Source organism: Dactylosporangium sp. NPDC050688, assembly GCF_040654515.1.
Taxonomy (GTDB): domain Bacteria; phylum Actinomycetota; class Actinomycetes; order Mycobacteriales; family Micromonosporaceae; genus Dactylosporangium.
Genome location: NZ_JBFAIC010000024.1, coordinates 59245 through 77954, shown reverse-complemented (window position 1 = coordinate 77954; position 18710 = coordinate 59245). Strand labels below are relative to the sequence as shown.

The 18710-nt window shown below is 69.6% G+C and carries 13 protein-coding genes; 11 read left to right on the top strand and 2 right to left on the bottom strand.

The window, feature by feature from the left end; all coding sequences use genetic code 11:
* Window positions 1-175 precede the first annotated feature (175 nt).
* The 9 genes from AB0H83_RS23325 (at window position 176) to AB0H83_RS23285 (ending at window position 9950) form a co-directional block, all read left to right on the top strand.
* Window positions 176-1588 carry a hypothetical protein gene (locus tag AB0H83_RS23325; protein ID WP_360097561.1) on the top strand — a complete coding sequence of 471 codons (1413 nt, stop codon included), beginning with the start codon at window positions 176-178 and terminating at the stop codon, window positions 1586-1588.
* A complete protein-coding gene (locus tag AB0H83_RS23320; protein ID WP_360097558.1) occupies window positions 1585-2511 on the top strand; it encodes an SAM-dependent methyltransferase in 927 nt (308 codons plus the stop codon). The genes AB0H83_RS23325 and AB0H83_RS23320 overlap by 4 nt, the downstream gene beginning before the upstream one ends.
* 305 nt (window positions 2512-2816) lie before the next feature.
* Window positions 2817-3704, top strand: coding sequence for a hypothetical protein (locus AB0H83_RS23315; RefSeq protein WP_360097555.1), 888 nt, complete (start codon window positions 2817-2819; stop codon window positions 3702-3704).
* Window positions 3705-3806: 102 nt separating this feature from the next.
* A complete protein-coding gene (locus tag AB0H83_RS23310) occupies window positions 3807-4646 on the top strand; it encodes a hypothetical protein (RefSeq protein WP_360097552.1) in 840 nt (279 codons plus the stop codon).
* Window positions 4647-4992: 346 nt separating this feature from the next.
* Window positions 4993-5844 (top strand): endonuclease/exonuclease/phosphatase family protein, encoded by an 852-nt coding sequence (locus AB0H83_RS23305; protein WP_360097549.1) that lies wholly within the window; start codon window positions 4993-4995, stop codon window positions 5842-5844.
* A 242-nt stretch (window positions 5845-6086) separates the two neighbouring features.
* Window positions 6087-7004, top strand: coding sequence for a trypsin-like serine protease (locus tag AB0H83_RS23300; protein ID WP_360097546.1), 918 nt, complete (start codon window positions 6087-6089; stop codon window positions 7002-7004).
* Between the two features lie 185 nt (window positions 7005-7189).
* Window positions 7190-7537, top strand: a complete 348-nt coding sequence (locus AB0H83_RS23295) for an Lsr2 family protein (protein ID WP_360097543.1) — start codon at window positions 7190-7192, stop codon at window positions 7535-7537.
* A gap of 177 nt (window positions 7538-7714) precedes the next feature.
* Complete coding sequence (locus AB0H83_RS23290) at window positions 7715-8662, top strand: hypothetical protein (protein ID WP_360097540.1); 948 nt, start codon at window positions 7715-7717, stop codon at window positions 8660-8662.
* 439 nt (window positions 8663-9101) lie between these two features.
* On the top strand, window positions 9102-9950 hold the full coding sequence (locus AB0H83_RS23285) for a hypothetical protein (RefSeq protein WP_360097537.1): 849 nt from the start codon (window positions 9102-9104) through the stop codon (window positions 9948-9950).
* A gap of 128 nt (window positions 9951-10078) precedes the next feature.
* Here AB0H83_RS23285 and AB0H83_RS23280 read toward each other — a convergent pair whose 3' ends face one another.
* Together AB0H83_RS23280 and AB0H83_RS23275 are read right to left on the bottom strand one after the other, a co-directional pair.
* A complete protein-coding gene (locus AB0H83_RS23280) occupies window positions 10079-11488 on the bottom strand; it encodes a phage/plasmid primase, P4 family (protein WP_360097534.1) in 1410 nt (469 codons plus the stop codon).
* A 276-nt stretch (window positions 11489-11764) separates the two neighbouring features.
* Window positions 11765-12772, bottom strand: coding sequence for a tyrosine-type recombinase/integrase (locus AB0H83_RS23275; protein WP_360097531.1), 1008 nt, complete (start codon window positions 12770-12772; stop codon window positions 11765-11767).
* A 557-nt stretch (window positions 12773-13329) separates the two neighbouring features.
* Here AB0H83_RS23275 and AB0H83_RS23270 point away from each other — a divergent pair.
* Both AB0H83_RS23270 and AB0H83_RS23265 read left to right on the top strand, forming a co-directional pair.
* Window positions 13330-14454 (top strand): DUF5677 domain-containing protein, encoded by a 1125-nt coding sequence (locus AB0H83_RS23270; RefSeq protein ID WP_360097528.1) that lies wholly within the window; start codon window positions 13330-13332, stop codon window positions 14452-14454.
* Window positions 14455-14746: 292 nt separating this feature from the next.
* Window positions 14747-18556, top strand: coding sequence for a hypothetical protein (locus AB0H83_RS23265; protein WP_360097525.1), 3810 nt, complete (start codon window positions 14747-14749; stop codon window positions 18554-18556).
* Window positions 18557-18710 lie beyond the last annotated feature (154 nt).

The following is an 18710-nucleotide window of genomic DNA, read 5'->3' as shown; positions in this document are numbered from 1 at the left end:
CAACCGTGACCTTCGACCCAGCCGACCAGCCAACTGCCGTGCCGGCCAACCCCAGCGCCGGGGTCCGCCCACCGGCCGGGCGCTCCGGCTCGCTCGCGACAGCGTGGTGCCGTGCGAGGACCGGCACGCCGGTGATCGTGGCGACCGACGGCGAAGCGGCGGGCCATCCGTGAGCATGGTCCATCTGAAGCCGATCGAGACCCATGGTGCCGACCCGGGCGGCACGTTCGCGAGCGACGACGCCACGAGCGCCGGTCGTCACGCGGCACCGGATACGCCGACCGAGCTGGTCAATCTCGCAGGTGCACGACTGGCGGCCTACGACTTCACCGGCGCCTACCAACTCCTCATCGAGGTCCGCTCGCGGATAGAACACGGCGTGCCGGTCGACCACGTCGACGCTGTCGACGCCACCCGGATGCTTGCCGAAACGATGCTCGCCCTCGGCCAGGCCGACCAAGCCGCCGACGTGCTCGCCGACCTCGCCACATGGCCCGACTTCGGCCCGTACCAATCAGCCATGCACGCCCTCACCGAGGCACGGCTGTTGGCGGCGCAACACCGGCTCGACGACGCAACGGCCTGCTACCGCGACATCATCGACCGCAGCCGAGGCGCGCGGGAACCGATCCGCTGGCCGGTGCTGCTGGCGACCGCTGGCGCCGCCTCGCTCACCGCCGCGCAGGGACGGCCGGCAACGGCCGAACCGGCACTCACCCAGGCCTACACCTGCCTCGTCGACGAGTACGGCTTCGACCACACCGACGTGATCCGCGTCGGCGTCGACCTCGCCGAACTCCGCATCCAGCTCGGCGGACACGACGCCGCGTGGCAGCTTGCAGCGCAGCTGACCCCCGCGGCCCGCGCCCGCCTGGGCGGGCAGCACCCGCTCGTCACCCAGCTGAACAACCTCAGGAACCGGCTCACCGCAGCCCACCCCGACGACGAGCCGCGACCGGCCGTGACCTCCAACCGACCGGCCGCGCCGAGATCGGCAGGTCCGAACAGCAAACCCGGACGCCGGGAACCAGGCCGCCAGTCACTGCGGCACTGGACGCTGGTCGGGGTCGTCGTGTGCCTCGCTGCCGCGTCCGCGACCGCGGTCAGCGTGGCCGTCATCGCCAAGCTGGTGCCCGCCGGTGAGCCGGAGAGGAACCGGGCGCAGCCCACCGTTCCGGCCGCCACCCGCACTCCGTGGACCCTGGCAAGCCACGACACCTCGCAGCTGCGTCCGCCCGCTGACGTACGGATCGTGCGCGACACCGGCACGACGATCGACATCACCTGGACCGACCCCAGCGGCGGAACCCGGCCCACCATCGTGTTCCTCGCCCAAGACAACGCACCAGCGAGCGTCGCCGCGACCGTTCAGGCGGCCGCCACCCGGCGCCAGCTCACCGGACTTGACCCGAAGGCCCGCCGGTACTGCGTCGGCGTCGCCGTCGCCTACAGCCCCACCGCCATCGCCCGTGCTGCCGATGTGTGCACCACCAGAGCACCCGCCAGCCCAATCCAGGCCACTACCGCCCGCCGGAGCCTCCTCCGCAGCGCGACCGCAGCCCCTCCTTGCGACAGGACACATCCATGACGACCCGCCCAACACCGGACTTCGCAACCGACCCGAGCCCGGAGCCGACCTCGGACGTACTCGTGCGGATCGACACCTCTGTGGCGCACCCAGCGCGCCGCTACAACTACTGGCTGGGCGGCAAGGACCACTTCGCTGCCGACCGCGAGTCCGGCGACCTGATCGCATCGGCGTTTCCTGGCGTGCGGGAAGCTGCCCTGCAGAACCGCCGGTTCCTGCACCGCGCGGTCGCCTACCTGGCCGGCACCGCCGGCATCCGGCAGTTCATCGACGTCGGCGTCGGCATCCCACTGTCACCGAACACCCACGAGATCGTGCAAGGCATCGACCCGGCCAGCCGGGTCGTCTATGTCGACAACGACCCGATCGTGCTCACCCACGCCCGAGCCCTGCTCACCAGCCACCCTGAGGGCAAGACCGCCTACCTCGACGCCGACCTGCGTGACCCGGCCTCGATCCTGCACAACCCGGACCTGCACGGCACCCTCGACCTGTCCCAGCCGGTCGGTCTGCTGCTCGCCGCCGTCCCGCACTTCCTGAGCGACGACGAGGCGACACACGCCGTTGCCGAGCTTCTCGGCGTGCTCGCTCCCGGCAGTTACGTCGTGCTCAGCCACGGCACCACCGACTTCTGGCCCAGCGACACCGCCGCCCAGGTGCCGGGCCTGCAGCGCAGCACCGAGACGCAGTACCGCCCGCGTACCCGAGCACAGATCGCCGGCTTCGTCGCCGGGCTCCACCTCGTCGACCCAGAACCGGCGGTACCCGAGCCGGCCGCGAGTACCACCAACCTGATCGAGGACAGCGGCTCGCAGCTGGTGTCGGTCTTCCGGTGGCGGCCTGACGGTCAGGACGAACCGCAGCCACGTGACGACGAGGTGGCCTGCTACGGCGTCGTGGCCCGCACCGCCGCCACCGGCTGAGTCCTCGCCCGGCGCCGGCGGCACCGGTGACGCCGACCGCATCGCACGGTAGGCAGCCCCGGCCGTGACGCTGCGGCGACGCCGCCGTCCCGCCGGCTAAGACACCACGGCCGCCCGCGACCGCGTCACCGCCCGCCCGCTATCGACACCAACGGTCCGCAGCAGCCGGACCACAGCCAACCAGGAGACCGATGGAACACCCCGACACCGGGCCCGGCAGCCGAAGCACCCTCAGCGTCGGTGAACCCGCTCTCCCCGCGACCCAATTCACCCGGCGCTCTCGGACAAGCCGCCGGCTGCTGGCCATGACCGCGACCGCTGCGGCGATCCTTGTCGTCCTCACCACGGCCGCTGTGGCCGTCACGCGATCCGGCAACCACGCCACGCCCGGAGTTGCCTCGCCGACACCTGGGCCGACCCTCCCCGCATCTCCTACAGCCCCAGGGACCGCCGCGACCAACGAGACTGCCGGCCCGAGCGATGCCAAGGCCCTGCTGGAGCGGTTCGCCGACGACCTGCGCAATGCTCCTGCCGACCCTGCCCGCGCCCGATTCGAATACCTCAGCCTGCGGATCTGGGACTCGTTCGCCGCACCGCCCGCAGCATCTCCGGACGGCGCCGCGGCACCGGTCAGGCGGACCCAGCTGTGGACCTCCGGCCAGGGCAGCACCCGCGCCGTCGAACTCGACGAGAACCACGGCTGTCGGTTGCTGCGCGACGAGACCGGCACCGAACTCGGGCCCTTCGACGGGCCGCTGCCCCGTGACCCAGACGCCATCCGCCGGCACATCCTGCACGAACCGCAGCCGCCCGGCACCGTCATCGACGTCTTCGGACAGATCGCCGACTTCTACAGCGCGCGGTTCGTACCCCTGGCCGCCCGCCAAGGCATCCTGCGGATGCTCGCCCGCCAACCTGGCATTCACGTGCAACCGCAGGTGACGGACCGCGCCGGACGGACCGGGATCGCGGTCACCTTGACCTTCCAACCGCCGATGCCGTTCACCGTCGCCAAGACGCTCATCTTCGACCCGCGAACAGGGCAACTCCTGGCCAGCCACAGCCAAGCGCACCGCCGCCCCGACGCGACAACTCCACCGGACCCAACCGATCAATACGAGATCTACCTGCTGACCCTGACCAGCACGTACACCCCAGACGTGCACACTCCTGCGGCCGGCTGTGCCGGATGACCGCGCAGCACCGCGGAATCGTCACCGCCACGCCGTCCCTGAACCCGCGATGCACATCCAGGCCGCTTCCTGCGTCGGGCGACCGGAGCGGTGGAGGGCTCCATGGGTCCTGACCAGCGGACGCCGGCCGGTCAGCCGTTCGGTGTGATGGACTTGGCGGCCGCGGTGTTCCGGTGCGTGGATGCGCCGACGAGCGACGAACCCGCTTCGCTCGAGCACCTGGTCGGCGCCGTCGACCGCACGATCACCGACGCGTTCATCCTGCTGCGACGAGACCCGGCCGCAGCCGGCGACGACCCGGAACTCATCGGCCAGGCCGTGATCTTGGGCCGGGCCGTCCACGCTGGGGAATACAGCGCGCGGGCGGGCCGGATCGACCTCGACGCGGTCCTGGCCTGGGTCCGCTACGCCGACGCGGCCAGCCAGCGCCTGTACGGGGTCGGCAGCGGCGAGGCGATCAGCGCCGCTGAAGTCCTGGTCCAGCTGCTCGCCGGACGCCGTGCGTTCGACGAAGCACTCACCGTCCAGCACCGCGTCGCCGTAGCGAGCCTGCAGCAGCGCGACGCGTGGCCCGGAGTGCTCGCCGCTGTGCGAACGGCCGAACTGCTCCAGTGCGTCGGCCGCTGCGCCGAGGCGGTCGACGTCCTCACCGCACTCTGGCGTGGATGGCAGCAGCGCCACCCCAGAGGCAACAACCGCCGCGACCTGAAGGTGATCATGCCGCTGGTCGTGATGCTCGCCGTCTGCGGCCGCACCACCACCGCCCTGCGCCGCCTTGCAGAAGCTGAGCCCTACCGCCCAACCGACCCGACGCGCGACTTGGTCGACGTCTGGTTCCGGTACGGCACGACCATTGCGCCGCGCCGGGCCGAGCATGCCCCGCACTGCGCATGGCCAACTGCCGACCCCGACACGGACTTGGCGTCGGTGCTCCGTCCATGACCCGTCGCACCATGGACACGCCGCCGCCCGCCTGGCGTCTGACACCCGGAAGGCTCGCCGTCCTTACCAGCTGCGCCGCACACGGGGCGCAGGCGCGACCGGCGGCTACTTCGCGCCGACATCCGCGTGCAGCGCACGAACAACGGGCCACGACCACTGTGGGCCGTATCGATCGACGCGCCGCCCGGACTGTCCGGCCGGTCGCACGCCGTCCGGCGCCCGCTGCGCCGCGCCCCCGTCGGGCAGGCGATCCAGCGTCGCCACCGCATGAAGCCCGCTCGGCCTCACAGCAGTACCGCTCCGCTCGCGACCGGCCCTCCACCTCACAGGAAAGGCGCAACAACCTATGCGAATCCGTGTCGTAGCGCAGAATCTGTGCAACGGCGGCCTGCGTGACAGCGACGGCAGCCCACAGGACCGGTGGCCGGCGCTCGCCGAACGCATCCGCAACGCAGAGCCTGACGTGCTGCTGCTCAACGAAGCACGCGGGTGGACCGACCACGGGCACCGTCAGCTCGGCCGTGCCCAACGCGAACTGGGCCTGTATGCCGCCCCGCTGCCCGCATCGAAAACCGGCATGCGCTCAGCGGTCCTGTTCCGCCCGGACACTCTCGGCTGGTGGAACCATGCCAGCGACGCTCTGAGCCAGGAGACCACCCACGGGTTCGTCATCGCCAGCTTCCCGATCCCTGGCCTATCGGCTCCGGTCACCTTCGCCGCTGCGCATCTGGACCCCTACAGCGGCGACAAGGCCCTGTACGAGGCGAAACTCGTCGCCACCTCCAGCTACCGGTACGGGCCGTACGCCGTCGTCGGCGGTGACCTGAACTTTCCACCAGAGGACGGACCCGACCCCGACTACAGCCAGATGCGGCCCTACAACCTGGCCGCCCGCACCCTCCTCAGCGACCCCGGCACAGCGCTGCAACCAGACCGACGGGCAGCGCAGATGCTGCGCAAATGCGGCTACCTCGATGCCGCCTGGCACCTGTACGAGCGCACCAGCGACACCGAGCTGTTGCGGCGCACCGGTAGCGACGACCGCATCGACCGCATCCACCTGTCCAGCCCGTTCGGTGAGGCGATCAGCAACTACCAGTTGCTGGATCTGCCGGCCGGTGCCAGCGACCACCACGGGGTCGCCGTGGACATCGACACCGACGCGATCGACCAGAGCAGCCCATGGACATACCGGTAGCGCCTCCATCAGGTCGCCTCGAAGGTCACGCAGACGTCGGCCCGCTCCATAGGCAACCAGAGTTGCCCGACGAAGAGGTCAGGGCGTCCCGCTGAATCTGTCGATCAACGTGCGTGACGACGTCCGTACTGCCATGCGGCGCGTTGCCGCCTCGCCGGCCCGCCGCCGCTGGCTCCTATGCACCGGGCGCGACCATGCGCCCCGGTTCGGAACGACCCCTCACCGCACCATGGAAGGACTCGATGTACCACGTAACACGGCGACGGCTGACCCTCGCAGCGACCGCCCTCGCGGTCGCCGCAGTCGGCGCTGTCGCCTCGGCTGAACCGGCCGCAGCGATCGTCGGTGGGCAGGACGCCACCCAGTCCTACCCCGGCACCACCGTCGTGCAGATCCTCTACCCCGGCCTCGGCACCGCCCTGTGCGGCGGTGCGCTGATCCAGCCGGATGTGGTCCTCACCGCGGCGCACTGCGTCAGCGACGACGCCGCAGCACCCAAACCCGTGCCAGTCCCTGCCGCCAACATCACCGTACGGATCGGCAGCACCGACCGCACCACCGGCGGGCAGGTCGCCACCGGCCGCAGGGTGTTCCTGCCGGCAGGCTGGGCCTGGGCCTCGAACTGGCCCTCCCCGGTGTCCGACTACGCCCTGATCGAACTCGACCGCCCGGTCCAGTCGCAGCTCATGCCCCTCGCACTCCATCCGGCCGGTGTCGGCGACGCCGTCCGACTGCTCGGCTGGGGCCTCACCAAGTACCCACCGACCGCCGGTCCGCCGGCGCTACTACAGCAGCAGGACACCGTGCGGCTGCCCACGACCACGTGCGACGGCGGATTCATCAGCGACGGCGAAGCCTGCTACGGCGGCGGCGCCTGCTACGGCGACTCCGGCAGCCCAGCCGTCCGCAGCAGCATCAGCGCCGGCGCGAGCCGGGACCCGCGCTGGTCGCAGGTGGGCATCGCCAGCCGCGAGACCAGCACCGAACGGCCGTGCGTGGAACCGACCATCTACACCGATCTCACGTCGATCCGGGTGCGGCTCTGGGTGGCCACCACCATCCGCACCCGGCACGCCGAGGCGTGCACCTGCCCGCCGACCGTCCTGAACCCGGCCACACGCGGCCGCATCGACCGGCTCAAGCCGCAGATCGTGCCGTAAAGCACGCTGCACGGACCGGACGTCCGAGCACGCCGGGGTGCCGGCCGGCGATCAGCACTCGCCAGCCGGCGCCCCGCCGTCCACGCAGTCCGGCGATGCGACCGCGGCGGTTAACGCGAAGGACCGACAAATCCCTGTCGCGCACGAGTCGCCAGCGCGGCGACCCCCGAGCTGAAGGGCACCTCATGGCGAGGCGCAGCATCCAGGTCCTCGTCGACGACCTCGACGGGGGACCCGCCGACGAAACCGTCCGCTTCGCTCTGGACGGCACCAACTACGAGATCGACCTCAACACCACCAACGCGGCGAAACTGCGAGCCGCCGTCGGGCCATTTCTGCAGGCCGCTACCCCCGCCCGGCGGAACACCAGGAAGGCCGCCTCCCACACCGGCCGAGACCGCGACGGTCCCGAGATCCGGGCCTGGGCCCGCGCTGCCGGCTACGAGCTCAGCGACCGCGGACGGATCTCGAACCCCGTCGTCGCGGCCTACCACGCCGCCATGGCTGGCGACCCAGCAGGCACACGACCCTGACATGGCACCGGCGGCAGCACTTTCCCCTCCACCAACAGCCCCTGAGCACGGAAGGCAACGATGGACTCGAACCCAGGTACACCGTCGGAACCCAAAGACCCGACCAGACCGCACGCCGAGCTCTCTCCGGCACAACCCGCGCCGCTGCCACCAGGTGCAGCACCGCTCAACACGCCGATGACGCCCGCCGCAACGCGTCGCCTCGTCGTCACGGCCGGCTGCGCGGCGGCCCTGCTCGTCGCCGCCTTCACGGTGTACATCACGACCCGTCCAAGCGAGCCCATGCCGGCCGCGCAGGCGCAGCACGGCACACCGACGCCCACAGCGGCCGCGTCGCCGTCGGCCGCCGGGCCGGCCTGGTACGACGTACCGGGCCTGGATACCGTCCAGCGGCTCGCCCTGTTCGCACAGCAACTCACCGACGCCGACGCCGACGCGTCGACCGGCCGGCATACGTGCCGGCGGACGCAGAGCTGGAGCCGTGCCACCACCGTCGTACACCGCGACGACACCACCATCTGCCGCGACGACACCGACGGGTCCGGACTCGAGTTCGGACGAGTTCTGCCGAACCGCCCCGGTCTGCTTCCACTGCCCGACGGCTCCGACCGGCCGGATTTTGCCACCGCACCGCTGTTCGTACAGCACTACACCAGGGGCAACCTGCAACTGATGGTGCCGGAGCCGGTGCCGACCGACCGGGTCGCGCTCACCGACGCGGTGCTCATGCACCACCCTGAAGACCTCGCCGAAGCCGGTCCACAGTGGCTCGTCCGGCAGCTCATGAACCTCTGGATGGACCAGTATCTCGACCGCGTACACCGAGCCGCCGCGCTGCGCGTGCTCGCCGACGTGCAGGGCCTCACGTTCGCCGGGCCGATGACCGATCTCGCCGGACGGGCCGGCGTGGCGTTCACGCTCTCCGAACCGAACGGCGTGTACACGATCATCTTCAATCCGAAGACCGGGCGGGTCCTCGCTTTCAGTGAGGTCGTCCCGAAGGACCGGGAGATCCAGACCATCCGGCCTGGCCTGTTCGGCTACCGGCTGCTGCTGGAACTGCGCCGCCAGGCGCTCCTGCCGGAGCCGAGCGCGCCACCCAGCGCTGGACCCGCCCTCGCGTAGTCCTGATCGGTCATGGTTGGGCACGTCCGATCACGAGAACGACCCCAGGGGTCGTGGTGGTGCTCGTACGTGCCCGCGCCAAGGATCGGCTGCTGAGGCTGTGCAACGCCGCAGCGGCGCCGCCGGCTGCGGACGATCGGGACGTGGTGACGGCCGGGTGGTTGACCAGGCCGGCCGGGGATCAGCAGGGCGGCGGCCGTGATTGCGATGGCGCGGCGCCGGCCGGAACACGACCTTACCCAAGCGCACGGCCAACACGGTGTCCGTGGTTACGAAGACGACGTCGTGCGCACGGGATCGCGGCAACTGCTGCCAGCGGCACAGCGCGGCAGCCAACCGGCGGTGAACCCATGCAGTCTGCGCGGCCTGCGCTTGGATCCCGCCCCGGACCCGATAACGGCGACCAAGTCTGATGTGTTTCGAATCGTCCGGAGATGCCATGCAGTTCAGCCGCCGCACCCCCCAGCGAACCCCGCCCCGCCAGCCCGTCGCACGGCTGGTGGCGCTGCTCAGCGCGGCGGCTGTACGCGCCCGCGGATGGTTGCGCCGGCGAGCTCCGGAGCGGGCCGCGGGGACACTGCTGCCGCACCTGCGCCACCGTGACCCGCGAACCGCCCCACACGACCCGAAACTCCTCGCGGTGTGCCTGACCTACCTGCGCACACACAGCCACGATCCGCAGATGCCGTTGCGGGCATGGGCGCAGTACGCCTACGACGCCTCCCGTCACCTGCACGGACCGGACCACGCCGACACGCTGGCCGCCGGCCAGGCCCTCGCCGCCGAGCTGGACTTCGACCGGGACCACGGTGCGGCGAGCGTCGTCCGGCAGGCGCTGATCGACAGCTACACCCACATCGACGACCACCTCGAGGCGCTGCGGGTCCGGTTCGATTTGGGCTGCACCCTGCACGCCCTCGGGCGCTGCGACGAAGGTGTCACCGCCGCGCGTCAGGCGTGGCAGGAGTGGGAAGCCGTGCGCGGCGTCGACCCGGTCGGCCTGAGCCAGCTGATCATCGTCGCGGCGATGCTGCGCGGCTGTTACCGCACCGCCGACGCCGCGCCGCTGATCGACCTGGCCCGTCAGCGGGTCCAGGCCAGCGTCGCCGCGTTCGACTCGCACGACCGCGTGTACACCGTCGCCGGGCTCCTGGCGCTGCAACCGCTGGCCCTGGAAGACCACCCCAGCGCGTGCACCTACCACGCCGCGAACCCAGCCGACCCGGGCAATCCGCGGCAGTACACACCCAGCGAGTACCGCCCACTCACCGTGTACGACCTCCTTTGACCGGCAATTGACCTTCGTTCGGAGCTCAGCAGGCGACCCGCAACAACTGCCGCCTGCCGTGGCGCTGCCGTGACCGTCGAGGAAGCGTTCGCCGGATCGGTAGACGGCGTCCGCGCGTTCGCAGGTGATCAGAACATCGGGTCACCGCTGTGCCGAGATGGCTGCTGCGGCGGCTCGGCGCGCAGCGCGATGCCTTCGTAGCGGCGGACGCCCTTGGCGCCGCGGCTGGAGATTACGCCGAGGCGATGGAGCCGCTGCGTGAGCACTTTTGGCGTCGTCGGCGTTTCGTCGTTCTCGGCGCACCACCGCTCATACGCCGTTCGCAGCTCGCCGGTGGCTACGTGCACCGCTGGCCGCTCGACCGCTACCTCGCAGCAGTCGCCGACGAACCGGGCGACGCTGTCCTGTTCTCTGGCGTAGGCGGCGGTCGCGGCCCGGATTGACTCGGGCTCGCCGGGCCCGTCCCGAAGATAGGCGACCGCTCCCTGCACGATCCACGCCAGAATCGCCGGGGCCTCTTCCCGCAGCCGTTCGGGCAGGTGCGGGTCCTGTCGTTCCTCCGGAACAGTATGGGCGAACGGCAGCAGTCGTAGCCGACGCCACAATCCGGGACCGCCTGAGCGGGCCTCCGGGCGATGGTTGCCCAACAGGATCAGCGTGTGCGACGGCCGGAACGTGAACCAGTCGCCACGGATGAACCGCGCCGGGATGAGGTCACCGCCGGTGAGGAGTTTGATCCTGGACTCGGCGAAGCGCTGACCCTCGTCCAGCTCCGAACACACGACAAGCCGCGCGCCGGCCAGCTGCGCCAGCTCGGTCGGGTGATCGGCGTGCGGCCGCTGGATCAACAGGTCCGACGAGGCGGCGATGGCATACCCGGTGCTGCCGATGCCAAGCGCGTGCATGACCGCGCCGAACAGCGTCGACTTGCCGTCCGCGCCGTCGCCGTGGGCGAAGGGCAGCACCTGCTCCAGCACAGTGCCGATCGCGGCGACCCCGACCAGTCGCTGCACATAGGTGCGCATTTCGGCATCGTCGCCGAAGGTGTCGTCAAGGAACCGCTCGAACACCTCACCACGACGGTCTGCGTCGGGCCCGACCGCTGTGCTGCGAGTGTGCAGTTGCATGCGGTCCGCTGGGCGGACACTGCCAGTGCGCAGGTCCACGATCCCGCTGGGTGTGTTCAGCTCGTACGGGTGCGCGTCGAGCTCGTCGAGGCTGACGGTGACACTCGGCGAGGTCCGGGCAAGACGGGCGACACCGGCGACGCCGGATGCTGACAGTGCCTTGCCGTGGAACCGTCGCCAACGGCCGGACCTCGGCAACTGCCGTGCCAACTTGAGCACGTACTGCCAGTGCAAGTCCGCCTCGTCCCAGACCCAGCGGTACTGCGCCCACCGCAGCCAACGGCCAGCGCTCGGGCAGTACCGCAACTCGTCGCCATGCCCGGCAAGGAACGCCTGCGCCAGGCCGTCCTCGGTCGGTCCCCAATCGGCCGGTGCAACGGCCGTGGTCGTACCCTCGTCGCCGTTGGGCAACGCTGCGCTCCTCCCCGTTGTCCGCAGCAGCCCGACCGTGACACCTTCCCAAAGGCTGTTGTCACAGTTGACCGACTGATCCGGGGCCGGTCCGAGCGCGCGGTGTCGCACGAACGGCTGACGACACAGGTGCGGGTCGCAGTTGATCGCCGTTCAGCTCAACACCGTACGAGCGCCTCGCCGCCGTCGCGAGGGTCCTGCAGCAGATGACACCCCGTTACACCCCCTGGCCGGACGGAACCCACCGACGCTCACCGGACCGGAGAGCAGACAGTGCTAAGCGACCTCGAGGTAACGCACCAAGGCGTAGGCGGGGGCCCGATCGAGGCGGACACCACCGTGGTCATACCGGCGTACCGCTCGGCCGTCGGCATGGCCGAGCTGGTCTTGGATGTCCTCCAGCGCAACGCCCGCCGCACGAGCGAGCGTCACGCAGGTGGCCCGCAGCACGTGCGGCCCGAGCCACGCCGCGACGCCGATCAGTTGCCCGAGCCGGCACAGCATGCGGGCCACCGCTCCACGGTCGAGCCGGCCTCCGGACGCGGTGACGAACAACGGCCGCCGGCGACGCGCGCCGGCCTGCCCGACCCGCGCCGGCAGCCGTGTGATCGTCACGTCCGGGCGCTGCTGCAGGTACCGCTCCAACCGACGCCACACCGGATCAGGGATCACAACCATCGCATCGACGTCGCCCTTGGCCACGAAACGCAGCACCCGGTGGCCGTCATGGGTGCCCAGCCCTTCGACGTCGGCGGAGACCAGTTCACTAACCCTGATCCCGGTGAACACCAGCAGCCACACGATCGCCGCGGTCCGCGCCGACTGCCGCTCATGATCACCATCCGCTGCGGCGAGCAGCTTCACGGTCTGCTCACGTGACAACGCGAACGTCGACTCGCTGCGGCGATCGACGTGCGGGCGCCGCCTGCGCTCCACTGCGGCCGGGTTCGCCAGCGCGAAGTGCCCCATCATGGTGAGCCAGTCGTAGAACGCGATGACCGCCGCCAGCCGACGTGCGCGCGTCGCCTTCGCCGCGCCCTGCAATTCCTGAGCGCGCAACCACCCGAGCGTGTGCTTGCGCTGCACACCATGCAGCGGATCGACGGCGCTACTGGCCAGGAACTGCAGCCAGTGATTGATGTCCAGGCGATACGCGGACCGGGTGTTGGCCGAGCCGTACTCGAGCAGCCACTCATCCCGCAGGACAGTGAGATCCTGCTCGTCGGCTGCCCGCGCAGCGCGATCGTCGGCGAGCAGAATCTCCCCGATCAGCGGCGCTGTCATCGCGAGAGTCCCGTCGAAGCCAGTTGACGGGTATCGAGAACGCAGTCGCGGACAGCCGCAAGAACATGGTGCACGAGACGCCCTCCCCGGCGAGATCATGCTGCGATCTATGCGCCCTCGACCCTACGCGCCGGGTATGACAACTTCCCCGGACGACCGACGACGTCGATGGCACACCACAAATCGAGGATTGCGACCATGAGTGGCGACAGCCGCGCTGTGACGAGTTGCAGGCCGAGCGCACGTGACCGTGCACCGTCCGACGTGCAGCGCGCAGTGGCGGTGACGCCCCGAGCCGTCCGGCCTACCCGGCCAGACGGCGACCAAGTCCTGGTCTAACAGCTCGGCGCCGCTGCTATTGCCGTACCGCCGGTTAAACCACGTCGATGAGTCGTGCAGGCGAGTGCGCGACCGCCGGACCGCCAACGAGGTCGCGTATCGAGTCCGGACCCTTCGAGATCTGGAGGTTGTCCGCGCGCAGGTGCTCGTCGCCCAGACCGCGTCGGCGCCGAGTAAAACAGGGTTGACCGATTTGGTCGTTAGGCCATCCTTGACAGTTGAGCGAAGGGCGGCTGGCGATGGGTCACAGCGATTTCAGCGAGACCGTTTACCGAAAGGCCGAGGAGGTCGCACAGCAGCTGATCGACCAGGGCGTCCCTCGGGAGAAGGCCGTCGCGGACGTCGCTGGGGCGATCATCGGGGAAGCTGACAACGGTGCTGGTCGCGTGTTGGCGAGTCTGCTTGCGAAGCAGGACACGCTCCTCGAACAAGAGAGAGCCATCCGCCGGGAGTTCGAGTCGCGGCTGGAGGCCGATTGGGGGACGGCGTTTGACGCCTTCTTCGTGGCTGCGTACTGCGTGGCCGAAGCCGGCGACAGATATCTATTCGAGAACGAGGAGGACGCCGTCCGACGTGGGGACGAAGTCTTCGAGGTTCTGGCCGGCCTGCACGCAAGGGCGCGCCGGATCTCCTTCGAAATCCACCGGCTTCTGACGGGCGGCTTTCCCCTGGGGGCGTTCGCCCGAGCTCGGACGCTGCACGAGATTGCGATAACCGCTTACGTGATCGGCGAGTATGGCCGGGCACCGGCCACGAACGACCTCGCTCGACGGTACCTTGACCAGGAAGTGATTCACGCGTTTCGCTACCTGAAGGAGCTGGTCGAAGACGCAGGGCCCACCGTGGATCCGGCTCTGTCCACGGAGTTCGCTGCGGTCCAGGTGGCACGGCAAGCGTTGATCGCGAAGTACGGGGACACCTTCGCCAAGGACAACGGCTGGGCGGCGCCTCTGACGGCGAGTGGAAAGGCGCCGACCTTCCACGAGCTGCATCGCTTCGCGGACATGACTCACCTACGGACCGACTATCGGTTGATGTGCGGCGAGGTTCATGCTGGTGCTGCAGGCCTGTCACTTAATTTGGTTGAGTTCGATGGCGGCCTGGTGAGTCTCCCTGGCCCGACTAACGTCGGATTCAGTGATCCGGGGACGCTCGCGCTGGCGAGCCTGGGCCAGATTACCTGGGCATTCTTTCTCGGCGGCAGAAGCGAACCGGCCGACCTTACTGATCTCCTCTCGCTGAAAACGTTGAACCTGCTGATCGAGCGGTTCGGGCCGCTGGCCGAGGCTGCCGAGCAGAAGGTCATGGAGCGTGAGGCCCAACTCGACCGGCACCCGGAGTAAGCCGCACGAATTTGTTCGAGTCGATCACGCACGGTCGGCGGTCCGAGCACCACTGCCTTGAGCGACCCCGCTTCAGGTGGGCGTACCGGAACCTGCGCAGCCGCCTCGGCGACCGGCGGAGAGGCAGATCTGGATCGGAGCCGCTCATCACGTCCTTCTCACCGCATGCGAACGGGCGGCACTCAGTGAAGCAAACGCCGGCACGGCATCCCAACTGCCTTTCGTGACGTCAGCCACCATCCACGCCGATAATGGCTCGGAACAGGTGCCACCCTGCGAGACCATGGTGCTCATGCTTGACGGCGAGAGCGATGACGGGGTCGACCGATTCGGGGTACTCGCACCCAGCGACTGGGCGGCGGTCGATGCCGCGCTCGGAAACTTCACGGCGGCCTCAGTGATTCCGCTGCTCGCCGCCGCGATCGACGCTCCGTGGACGCGACCATGGCAATACCACCTGACGCTGCTGTGGACCCGGGCGGTTTCCGTGCCGCCGACCGGCGCTTGGTCGGCTTCCAACGCGGACCTCAACGACCTGGTGAGCGTTGCGGTGGAGGTCGGACGGCACCCCGTGCTGCCGCCGGGCAAGTCGAACGACCCGCGGCACCCCGTCGGGTTCACCATCGCCGGCCGCCGGTGGCGGCTGCATCCCGGTGACCACCTCTACCCGCTGATGCTGCTCCGCCGGCTCGCCACCACCGCACGAGCCGTCGACGACACCCTGCTCCACACAGCCGGGTTCACGCTCACCGACGTCATCGAAGTCGCACTCGCACACGGCGACAGCATCATCACCCGGCTGGCCGAGGCATGGACGACACCGTCAAGCGGCGACCGTGTCGAAGACACCTCGGCCGACGACGCCGGCGACGGCCCGGTGGTGTCTGCGGCCGAGGTCGACGCCGTCATGCGGTCCGCAGCCGAGCATGGTGACCCGCGTTGGCTCGCTGCCCGTTGCAGCGAGCCTGAGCGCGCCGCCCGGGTCTTGGACTGGTTCACCCAAGACGCCGATCACGTCGCCCTCGCCGACACGCCAGGTCTGCCGCTGCTGGGACCCATACTGCGCCTGCGCACGGCCGACGCGGTACTTCCCGTCCCGGCCAGCCTGGCCCTCGACGCCTTGAACGCGGCGGCGGACATGCTGCTCCGCCGGCCCGAGATCGGTGCGGCCGACGCTGCCCGCCTGCAAGCCCTGACCTACGCCCACGCGTACGCCGTGTTCAACAGACGCGTGACCAACCGGTCCGCAGCGCAAGAGCTCGACCTGAGCTCCCCGCCGGTCATCGTCGGGCAGCGAACGGTGGCAACCGTCGTGACCGCCCTGCACCCCGACACCTTCGCCGCCGCCTTTAAAGCGGCCATTGACGTCCTGGCCCAGCGGGCCGCCGACCCCGATGGTTGGCACGTCCTTGGACTCGACTCCGCGCAGGCGGCCTCGGCCGCGAGTGTCGATCATTCAGCCAAGGTCATCGTGTACGGCGGGCCGCTGTCCCTCACGCTGCACCACGTGCGCGATGTCATCCTCCTGCACATCGAGGAGCTGGTCGAACTCGTCGACGCCGCCGGCGGCGACTGGGCCACCGTCGAATACTTCCTGCAGGACCTCGGCGAGCACACCGGCCATGACCTCGTCGTGTTCCAGGACATCCTCGACGTATGGACAGCCTGGCGAGACTGGGGACGCATCGGACCCCCGCCTGGCCAGAACGGCAGCGGGACCACCGACGCCGCCGGAGCCGAAGACGAAACGGTCCTGCTGATTCGAGCGGCCGACTACGACACCACCTGGGCTCAAGCGGCCGGGTGGGAGCCAATCGACGCGGTCCTGGCCGCAACCGGCATTCCAGAACATCGCGACTGGCCCTTCGCCTCCATCGACGCCGACGGCACCGCGAACCTGTTCACCACACCGAACGGGACGATCGCTCTCGTCAACACCGACCCGGCAGTGATCATCCTCATCGACGGCAGCGATGCCGCGACGATGCACCTCGACGCCGACACGTTTTTTAGCTTTGCCGACGGCGTCCGCTCCAGCATCACCCGCCAGCCTGAGACCGCCGCGCACTTCCGCCTGCCCGACGCACCCGTCGTGATCTCACTGCAGCTGACGGAGGAACGAGTCCCCGACTCGGATCGCGGACATGGGCTGCGGGCCGCATGCTCGCCGGAGCATGCCGTGCTGGACCTCATCATCGGACCTGATGTGCTTGAGCTGTTTGCCACCGACCCCCTGACCGGCCACGACGTGATCGGCGTGGCGCTGCACGAACTCGTCCGCCGCGTTCGCGCGGGCCGCGCCGAGCCCCCGGGGACACCAGCGGCCGCCTTCCAGGATGCATGGCAACAGGTCGGCCCGCTGATGACGCTGCACACCGTCGCAGACGGCCGCCCGGCAACCGCTCCGGTCGACACGCTGCCGCGCACGCCAGCGATCCAGGCACGGGCACTGCGCGCCGTCGCCGACCGCGTCCTCCACCGCGCCGTACCCGGCACCTACACCGACGCGGACGCCCACGCCGTCTGCCGGAACACACTCCTGCCCACCATCGAGGAAGTCATGCACGAGCGGATCGCCGCATGTGGCCCGTCCCTGCTGCGAAGCGTCGCAGTCCGGCTCAACGCCGCCTACGCCACCCACCTGCGGCGCGACCACCAGATCACGCACGCGCTCGCCGGACCCTGGGCAGACAACTGGCACGATGCCGCCCGCGACAACGACCGGGCCGTCAACGTCAGCGCCCTGCGGACGCTGCTCGAGGCGGTATTGGCTAACCCGCCTGCGGGAAACCGCATCGTCGACGCGCTCGAACTCGGTGAACTCGCCGCGCTCGCCAACCTCCTCGTGCACACCGCGACAACCGACTACGGCTTCCAACGCGACATCCACGGACTGCAGCTCGACATCGACAACGGCGGCGTCTTCACCGTCCAACGCACGCCCATGGCCATCGACGAACGTGGCGCCGGCGACCCGCCGCTCGATATTGACCTCGCCGCCTACCACCGAGCCCAACTCGATCACCTCATCGCAGCCGCGGCCCAGCATCCATGGACCATCAGCGACGTAACCGCCGACGCCGCCCGAGCGGGCGCCCGGCTACCGCTCGCCGCTCACCAACGCGAACGCCTGCCCTTCCACCCGCTGGCAACAATCGCGCCGCCGACCTTGCTGAAGGTCGACACGTTGCTGAGCAGCGGCTGGGGCACCGGCCTGGACGGCCTCGACGCCGTGCTTAGCACGGCCACCGACTGGCCGCCGGACGATGACGGCATTGTCATGATCCATCCGGACGACCTGGTCCGCGAAGCCGCCGACTGGTCCAACCTGCCGGAAGCCCAGATCCGGGCAGCCCTGGTCCTGCTGCAGCTCGACGCCGGCGCCGTCGAGCAAGACGGGGAGCGGCGGTTCCTGAACGTGGAACAGCGGTCCCACCGGCTGCCGACACGTCCACTGCCGAGCATCGACGGACAAGTCCTGATTATGCCGTGGGTGCTCTACGCCGCCCACCAGCTGCACAGTCGCTACATTGAGGCGGCCAGGCTGCCGCAGCCCGCGTCAGCGCTCCCGCCAGGCGTCATCAACGCGATGACCGAGCACCGGCAAGGCCACAACCGCGAGCTGGAGACGATGGTCCGCGACATCGTCACAGACCTCGGCCTCGCCCACCGGTTCCAGTTCGACATGGGCGAACAGGCCAGAGCCGGAATCCTCGCCCCTATCGGGGAGATCGACCTGCTCATCGCCGACCCCGTCAACGCCCGACTCTGGGTCTGCGAAGTCAAGGACCTCGTCACCCCGTACAGCATCGCGAAGGTACGCAACCATGTACGGAAGTTCACGCACGGCCGAAACGGCGGGATCATCGCCAAACTCTTGGCAAAATGCGAACAGATCCAGCAGCACGCCCGCGCCGTCGCTCATGAGTGCGGGGTCACCGCCGACGTCGCGTGGCGCACGGTGCCGCTAATCGTCACCCGCCACGTCGACCCAGCGGCATACACCCGGAACCCGGCTGTCCCGTTCACGCTGCCCCACTTGCTCCTCGGCGTCCTGCAGGATCATGTCGACCCCGAGGCCGGATCCGCACCCAACGCGTAGCCGGAGTAAGACGAACCAGCGGTGACGCTGCGGTCCTTGAGCCGCGCGGCCCCGAACGCGTCGAGTGGATGGGGAGTTCGAGTTGCCCGATCGCCGTCAGGTCCTCGTCGAGACGCCAGACGGCCGATGAACTAGGTGATCATGCGTCACTCGC